Annotated in this window: 8 protein-coding genes; all 8 read left to right on the top strand. The window is 41.6% G+C overall.

Annotation, left to right across the window (positions count from 1 at the left end):
• Positions 1–102: 102 nt before the first annotated feature.
• Positions 103–306, top strand: coding sequence for a ferredoxin family protein (locus PLE33_03205; GenBank protein ID HPS60254.1), 204 nt, complete (start codon positions 103–105; stop codon positions 304–306).
• Between the two features lie 8 nt (positions 307–314).
• Positions 315–1,394: a 3-methyl-2-oxobutanoate dehydrogenase subunit VorB gene (locus tag PLE33_03200; GenBank protein HPS60253.1), complete on the top strand. Its 1,080-nt coding sequence runs from the start codon at positions 315–317 to the stop codon at positions 1,392–1,394.
• Positions 1,395–1,409: 15 nt separating this feature from the next.
• Positions 1,410–2,159: a thiamine pyrophosphate-dependent enzyme gene (locus PLE33_03195; protein ID HPS60252.1), complete on the top strand. Its 750-nt coding sequence runs from the start codon at positions 1,410–1,412 to the stop codon at positions 2,157–2,159.
• On the top strand, positions 2,159–2,704 hold the full coding sequence (locus PLE33_03190; protein ID HPS60251.1) for a 2-oxoacid:acceptor oxidoreductase family protein: 546 nt from the start codon (positions 2,159–2,161) through the stop codon (positions 2,702–2,704). Before PLE33_03195 ends, PLE33_03190 begins: the two co-directional genes overlap by 1 nt.
• A gap of 246 nt (positions 2,705–2,950) precedes the next feature.
• On the top strand, positions 2,951–3,742 hold the full coding sequence (pyrE, locus tag PLE33_03185) for an orotate phosphoribosyltransferase (GenBank protein HPS60250.1): 792 nt from the start codon (positions 2,951–2,953) through the stop codon (positions 3,740–3,742).
• Positions 3,743–3,753: 11 nt separating this feature from the next.
• Positions 3,754–5,193 carry a class I SAM-dependent methyltransferase gene (locus tag PLE33_03180; GenBank protein ID HPS60249.1) on the top strand — a complete coding sequence of 480 codons (1,440 nt, stop codon included), beginning with the start codon at positions 3,754–3,756 and terminating at the stop codon, positions 5,191–5,193.
• 3 nt (positions 5,194–5,196) lie between these two features.
• On the top strand, positions 5,197–5,820 hold the full coding sequence (locus tag PLE33_03175; GenBank protein HPS60248.1) for a ribonuclease HII: 624 nt from the start codon (positions 5,197–5,199) through the stop codon (positions 5,818–5,820).
• An 861-nt stretch (positions 5,821–6,681) separates the two neighbouring features.
• A partial coding sequence (locus PLE33_03170; GenBank protein ID HPS60247.1) for an ATP-binding protein occupies positions 6,682–8,550 on the top strand: 1,869 nt, incomplete at its 3' end.

Raw genomic sequence — 8,550 nt, 5'->3', positions numbered from 1 at the left:
GATGTCGTTCCTCCGGTTTTAAAAAGAAATAGTTTGACAGAATAAGGCAAAAAAATGGTTTATCACAGAAAGGAAAAAAATAAGAAAAGTGAGGTGTTTGATATGCCAAGAATGACTGTTGACCCCAATTATTGCAAAGGTTGCGGCTTGTGCATTAATGCTTGTCCCCGGAAGATTATCCGCTTATCGGAAAATATTAATGCCAAGGGTTACAACTATGCCGAGTGTATTGAGCAGGAAAAATGTACTGCCTGCAAAATGTGTTATATAACCTGTCCCGATGTGGCAATAACGATTGAGAAGTGAGGTTATAAATGTCCAAAATTTTAATGAAAGGAAATGAGGCAATTGCAGAAGCGGCTATTCGCAGTGGCTGTCGTTTGTATTTTGCCTATCCCATCACCCCCCAAAGCGAATTAATTGAATATATGGCAAAGATGATGCCCAAGGTTAAAGGAACCTTTATTCAAGCGGAAAGTGAAGTTGCTGCCATTAATATGGTTTACGGAGCTGCCGGAAGTGGAAAAAGAGTAATGACTTCTTCTTCCTCTCCGGGCATTTCACTGAAAATGGAAGGTCTATCTTATATTGCCGGAGCAGAACTTCCCTGCGTTGTTGTTAATGTTCAACGCGGTGGTCCCGGTTTGGGAGATATCCAGCCCGCACAAGGTGATTATTTTCAAGCAACTAAAGGCGGAGGCCATGGCGATTATCGTTTAATTGTTTTGGCTCCGAGTTCAGTTCAGGAATTTGCCGATATGGCAAGTGAAGCATTTGATTTGGCAGATAAATATCGCAATCCCGTTATGATTCTTGCCGATGGAATGCTGGGGCAAATGATGGAGCCCGTTGAATTTAAACCGGCAAAAACAGATGCAGAATTGCAAGAACTTGCCAATCAACATCTTTCCTGGTGTATTTGTCCCAATGAAGATGGTGATAAAAAACACCATCATGAAATAAATTCTCTGGAACTTGACCCCCAGGTTTTGGAACAGCATGTTTTAGGTCTATTAAAAAAATATGCCGAAATCCAAAAAAACGAAATTCGCTATGAGACCTATAACATTTCGGATGATAACGAAGTGTTGTGCGTTGCCTGGGGAACTGCCAGCCGGGTAGTAAAATCGGCTATTAACGAAGTTCAAAAAGAAGGTAAAAGCGTTGGTTTAATTCGTCCTATTCGCGTTTGGCCCTATCCCTATGAAGCAATCAAACAGGCAATCGGGAAAAATGTGAAAAAGGTATATGTATTTGAACTCAATTCGGGACAAATGGTAGAAGATGTAAAAATTGCTGTAGAAGGAAAGGTTCCGGTTGATTTTTGGGGAAAAGTGGGAGGCGTTGTTTTTACTCCCGCTGAAATCAAAGAAAAACTGGAAGAATGTTTTTAAAGGAAGGAGGAAAAAATGGAAATTATTGCAAAACGCCCTGAAGCACTTACTAAAGTCCCTTTCCATTACTGTCCCGGATGTATGCATGGAGTAGCTCATCGTTTAATTGCCGAGGCAATTGATGAGAATGGTTTAATCAATCAAATAGCCGGTGTGGCACCTGTCGGTTGCGCTGTTTTTGCCTATAACTATTTTAATTGTGATATGGCTGAAGCAGCTCATGGACGCGCTCCTGCCGTTGCTACAGGCATAAAAAGAGCCCGTCCCGATATGCATATATTTACCTATCAAGGAGATGGTGATTTAGCTGCTATCGGAACTGCGGAAATTGTTCATTCTGCCAATCGCGGAGAAAAGATAAGCGTTTTCTTCGTTAATAATGCAATTTATGGTATGACAGGCGGACAAATGGCTCCCACAACTTTACCTAATATGAAAACAACCACCAGTCCTTACGGCAGGAATGTAGATGATATCGGTTATCCTATTCGGGTTTGCGAATTGCTGGCAACTTTAGTAGCCCCCTATTATATTGAAAGGGTTTCCCTTCTAAGCCCTGCCGATATTATTAAAGCTAAAAGAGCCGTGAACAAAGCTATTCGCTATAATAAGGAAAATCGCGGTTTTACTTTTATAGAATTTATCAGCACCTGCCCTACCAATTGGGGTTATGAACCCGAACAGGCAAGACAATGGGCAAAGGAAAATATGCTGCCTTTCTTCAAATTAGGCGTTTATCGTGATAAAGGCGAAGGAGTGGAATAATGACTATAGAAATGATTTGTGCCGGTTTTGGCGGTCAAGGTGTTCTTACTATAGGCAAATTCATTGCTCAGGCAGCAATGCAGGAAGGGAAAAATGTTTCCTGGCTGCCTTCTTACGGACCGGAAATGAGAGGTGGAACTGCCAATGTTTCTACGGTGGTTTCTACTGAGCCGATTGCCTCGCCAATTGTTAGCTTCCCAGATGTGTTGGTGGCTTTAAATCAGCCCTCAATAGATAAATTTGCTCCTTCTATGCGTTCCGGTGGTATCTTAATTTATAACACCAATATGTGCCCTCGTGGATGTAAACGCGAAGATATTATTCAAATTGCCGTTCCGATGAATGATATTGCTACTCAGCTCGGCAGTATAATTGTGCTGAATATGGTGGCGACCGGGGTTGTAATTGGTAAAACCGATATTATAAAATACGAAACTCTGGAAGGTAACTTAACTTCCTTTATGCAAGAAAAAAATCCCGATTTACTAACGAAAAACCTTGCTGCCATCAAACGCGGAATGGATATTGCTAAACAATATAACTAAACGGAAATAAATTAGAGCCAGGAACCGTTTCTATCACGATGAAACCTTCTGATCGAATCTTTCCGGTTCCTGGCGCTTTTGGTTTAGGTAAACTTTCTGCTTTGCCAGAAAGTTGTAAACATGTGGATTGGCAAAATTAAAATTGCCAAAGAGGACAGGGACTTCTGAAAGTATGTTCTTTATTTGTATTCCTGCTCGCTTGGGAATATCAAACCTTTTTTGGACAGCTCTAAATGGAGGAGAAAAATGGAAGAGATAACCTTAATTACTATCGCTACTTACACCAATCCCTTTGAAGCGGAACTGGCAAAGGGTTTGCTGGAGGATTCAGGTTTTCACCCAAACCTGATGAATGAACGAATGATGAGTATGTATGCTTCCATCGCAGGTGATATGTATCAAATTGAGCTTAGAGTTCCGGAAGATGAAGTAGCAGAAGCTAAAGAACTAATCACCGGGCTGGAGGATTCGGATTATGTAACGCGCATTCTGGAAGGTGAAGGAGCTTTAAGGGAAGGTCATTTTCAGTTAACTTCCGGCAAACACAGCAACCAGTATATAGAGAAAATAAGAATTTTGCAAAATCCTGCTGCTGCCCATAACCTCTGTAAACGCCTTGCGGAACGCTTAGCCAAATATAACTTTGACGCCATCATCAGTCCTGCATACGGAGCTATCGCTCTGGGCTTTGAAACAGCTTTACTGATGAATAAAAGCTTTCTTTTTACCCAGCGCAAAGATAGTGAAATGATTATTCGTAGTGGATTTGACCTTTCGGAAATGCTTAATGTTGCTATTGTAGAAGATGTTTTAACTACCGGAGGCAGCATAAAGGAAGTTATTTCCTGCGCTGCCAATAACGGTTTGGAAGTAGTTGCCATCGGTGTTTTAGTAGATCGCAGCGGAGGAATGATAGAATTTTCCGCTCCTCTGGAATCATTACTCTGCCTGGAAATTCCCGCTTATAACAAAGAAGATTGCGATTCCTGCAAACAAGGCATTCCTTTGGAAACCCCGGGTAGCAGTGATAAAATATAATAGATTTCTTTATGCCTAAGATCTCAATCGTCACTTTCTATCCGGAAGAAATTCCCTTAGTTATCGCTTCCTGCGAGTTTTTTCCTATCAGTAAAAACCTGGAGCTGGAACTTATCTGTCCACTGAAAGACATCCCGGAACATCAAGTAGAAAATTTACGGCTAAAAGGATTGGAGGACAATGCCATTCCAGTTCCCGCTCCGGAACATATCTGTTTTTTTGCCAGTTCTGCTTCCTATAACTATTATTGTTTGCAGAAAGAGCTCAATTCTGCACTTTTTTATGTGCATCCTGAAATAGCGGTATTAGAGCTTAAAGGTAATAACCCTTTTCATACTAATCTTGCCGGTTACGGATTATGCCCTTGTGTTTTAGAAGGCGATTCTGCTGCCAGTTTATATCCTAAAAAAGAAAACTTGCTATATTTTAAGGAGTTCTCAGAATTTATAGAGCACAAAAAGCCGAATTATGTTTTATTAAGTACCAATTCTCGTTTTGTGGAAGCTCTTATAAATATGGATAGCGAAAACTGGGAACTCTTTCACCCGGAATTGAATTATCGCAATCTTCGGGTAAATAACGGTAAGCCGCATAATAAATTACTTAATGCTCAAAAGCAGCTCCTCAATATGTCCCGTCCTCTTAATGAACTATATGATCTTGCAGAAATCCGTTTTTACCTCAAGAATACTGCCGATGCCTATTCCTCTTTTGCTGAACACTACGATAAATATATGACACAGGTGGACTATAGTTTATGGGTGCATCATATTCTGAAATGGTTCAAAGAATATTCTTCTCTGAAACTGAATAAAATTTTGGAACTTGCCTGCGGAACTGCCAATGTTTCTATTCAATTAGTGCAAAAGGGATATGATGTAACTGCCTGTGACAGATCTCTGGATATGTTAAAAGCAGCAGCAGGGAAACCTGTGAAACCTAAACTATATTATTCCTCTCTTACCGATCCAATTCCCGCAACTGATTACCAGCTGGTGCTTTGTATGTTTGACAGCATCAATTACCTTACTCAAACAAATCAAATTGCCAAAATGCTGCAAGAAGTATCGCTCGCTTTAGTAACCGGCGGTTTATATATTTTTGATATCTCCACCCTGGAAAACAGCATTGATAATTTTGCCCAGCTATGCGATTTACACTATTATGCAAACGATATTATGGTTCATCAGGCATATTTTGAAAGCTCTCAGCTACTCCAGATATCCAATCTGCTCTTTTTTAAAAAGAATCTTATGGGCTATAACCTCCAAACTGAACACCATCAGCAAAGGGTTTATCTTACTTATGAACTGATAGAGCTCATCAATAATTCCCCCTTAAAACTTGTCGCCGTGCACAGCATAGAAATCCCCAAGAACCTCTATCCCAAGCATTTATCTTCTATAGACGAAAAATATAATCGGCTGTTTTTCATCCTGCAAAAGGAATAATGTTTGACTCTCCTTTATCAGAATGACTTAGAGTTCTATAAAGCTAACGGTGTTTTTACCGGAATTGATGAAGCCGGGCGCGGCGCTTTAGCCGGTCCCGTTGTTGTTGCTGCAGTGGTTTTAGACTACGAGAAGATGATTGAAGGTATCAACGATTCCAAGTTGCTTACACCTAAAAAGCGCGCCCAGCTTTATCCTCTGATCGTAGAAAATGCGCTTGACTACAGCATTGTAGAAATAAGTCCGGCTTATATAGATGAATTTAACATCCTCCAGGCAACTCTTCTTGGTTTTAAAACAGCATTTTTCCAATTAGCAAGTAAACCGCAATACTGTTTAATTGACGGAAAAGATATCCACGCGGATCTTAAACACTGTGCCCAAGCTGTAATTAAGGGTGATCAACTCTTTGCTTCTATTGCTGCTGCTTCCATTTTAGCCAAAGTTCATAGAGATAATTTGATGCTGGCTTATGATGACCTCTATCCTGAATATGGTTTTGCCTCTCATAAGGGCTATGGAACTGCCTATCACGCTAAAATGATTCATCGCTTTGGATTGTCTCCCATACATAGAAAAAGCTTTAAAATTCCCGAGGTTAGAGATCGGGAAGTTAAAAAGTTATAAGGTCTTATATACATTTCATATTGAAAAGACATAAAAGGAAAATAAGGATTTTTGAACAAAGAGAGAAAGAGAAAAAGAGATTGAATTGAGAATGAACGGTGAATGGTGAACGGCGAAAAAGAAGATGAAAGGACAGAAAGGAAAACTTGGATGCTCCTATCATTTATAGAAGCACATTCAAGTTTATAAATCCCAAAAATCCCCATAATCCTGTTCATCCCAGACCTATTATTGCCCTCTGCCCAAAGCTCCTTAGGGGCTTTTTTATTCGGAAGAACGATGTCCTCGTCGTTCAAGCACAAGAAGAGGTTGACCAGGAGGTCACCATTGCGATGTCGCCCTAAGGTGCTTTTTTATTCGGAAGAACGACGTCCTCGTCGTTCAAGCACAAGAAGAAGTTGACCGGGAGGTCAACCATCCGATTTCGCCCTAAGGAGCTTTCAAACATAGAGTATCAGGCAAAGAGCTTGTTTCCCCATTTTCTTCAAGTGTATCACTTTTCGCTTGCCAACTCGTACCATTTTTTATTGCCATCCACACAAGACCCTATTGATTATTTTTTTAACAGGATATCTGCAAATCAGATTACCGAAAACTTCAAATTCTGACAGGATTTTTGCAAACAAAAATGGCGAACCCCAGTAAGAGGTAGTAATAATCCAGTCGCTGTCATAAGATATGATATACAGTCGGGAGAGGTTATAGGTAAGTAACTAAGGAATCTTGCGATAGAAAAATGTAACAAACTACCATTGTCTTTTGATCCTGGTATTCTGGAGGATACCTCAAATAAGAAAGAAATTTCAGAATTTCATCATCTGAAAGTTATAATAAAAGAAAAATATGATGGAGGTAGGTGATATGAAAAGTATTATGAGATATCTGGAACAACTGAATGATGTTGAGGATCAGGGCAAGGTGGTTACTTACATTCATGATCTTCTGGATAAGGAAGAGCTTTGTAATGAGGAGTCCGATTCGGATAACAAGTGTGAGTGGCAGAATAGTTCCAACACTAAGGTCAAAGCTAACCTGAATGATTGTCCCAGTCATGATTCTGTTATGCGCTCTTTGCAATATTCAATAGCAAAGTCCCCGCTGCTTGCAGCATATCAGCTGCAGCCCAACGAATTGGTGCTGATTGCCAGGATCTGCCAAAAGACCAAAGCTAACTGTGAGCAGGATTTCAATTTGCCAGAGATCTGCGAAATGATGCCTGGAATGGATGATAACCTTGATAAGCAGTATGCCTCCATAGTTGATTTGATCGACCGTGAAATCCTGAGTACACCTCACTTAATGGGAGTGGATTACCATTATGACATTCGGGCATTGTATGGCACAGGTTTACGGCTTAATGGCTTGCTCTGGAACCTGATCCTGGGCAAAGATCCCGTCAATACGGGACTCAAGGCCTTTGGCAAGGGACTGACCAATCCCAATACCGCAATGAATTCTATCTTGAAGATGATCGGAGTGCTCTTTATGCATTATCCGGAACTGACTGACGATTTCTCATCCAATAACAGAGCATGCTATGGCAGAAACTTTAATATGGTGCTTGATTCCTATTTAGATGCTTTGATTCACGCAAAGGGCGCTGCCAGATGGGTAGAGTTCTGCAAGAAACACAAACTTAACATTTTCTGGCAGAAATGCCTGTTGCTGATCGACTACTTCAATAGAGAGACAACAAATCAGGTTTCCCCTGCTACCTTGGCATCGCTGTTGGCAAGAAATTCCAAAGAGCGCAAGCACTACATCTATATGCTTGCCAATGATAATCTGCTTAGCAGAAAGGGACTGGTAGAACCTCATTTCGCCATTTTTGCCGTCTATATGATGGAACTGACCTCCAATGCAGTGACAGCCCTGCATGGAGAAACAGAAAAGGCAGGAGATGAATCGGGCAAAGTGGACAGGTCGCTTTCCAGTTCCACTTATCTTACCCGTATCAATCCAACCCAGACCCTGGAGCAACTCATCCTGGATCAGCCAACCCGGGAACTGATCGTCACCATAGTGCAAAGGCTGCGCAATCCCCAGAGGGATAGGTTCGCAGAGTGGGGTTTGATGGGAGCGTCGCTTACAGGTGACAAGGATGTCCAGCAAGGTATCAACATATTGTTACACGGAGTTCCCGGCACTGGCAAGACCTTCATAGCGGGCGTGATAGCCAATGAACTGAAGCGTCCTTTGATCCAAATCAATGCCAACGCTATCCGGGGTTCTTTTTACGGAGAAAGCGAAAAACAGGCCAGGGAACTCTTTCAAGAGATGCGTGCGGCAGTTAAGCGCTTGTCCCCGGTCTTTTTGCTTAACGAAGGAGACCAGCTTATCCATCAGCGTATTTCGTCTCCTGAAAGAGCGGTTGATCATGCGGAGAATACCATCCAGAGCGTGTTTCTGGAGGAATTGGAAAGCTTTCCCGGTATCCTGATCATCACCACCAATCTGGCTGATAATCTGGATCTGGCAATGTCCCGACGGCTTCACTATAAGTTGGAAATTAAAGCGCCCGATTATCAAGCACGGATAGCGCTGTGGCGGTTGCATCTTCCCGCGAGCATTCCAGGGGCATCAGACATTGCTGTGGAAGGTCTGGCAAATGACTTCACCTTTACTGGTGGTCAGATCAGGCTAGTGGTGCAGAATGCCTGTCAAGAGGTTTATTTATGGCATTCCCATATTTTTTTACCGGAACCTTATTTTCATTTGATGCTGGTCGAT

The organism is Candidatus Cloacimonas sp. (assembly GCA_035403355.1).
GTDB lineage: Bacteria > Cloacimonadota > Cloacimonadia > Cloacimonadales > Cloacimonadaceae > Cloacimonas.
This window is presented reverse-complemented; position numbering and strand designations above follow the sequence as displayed.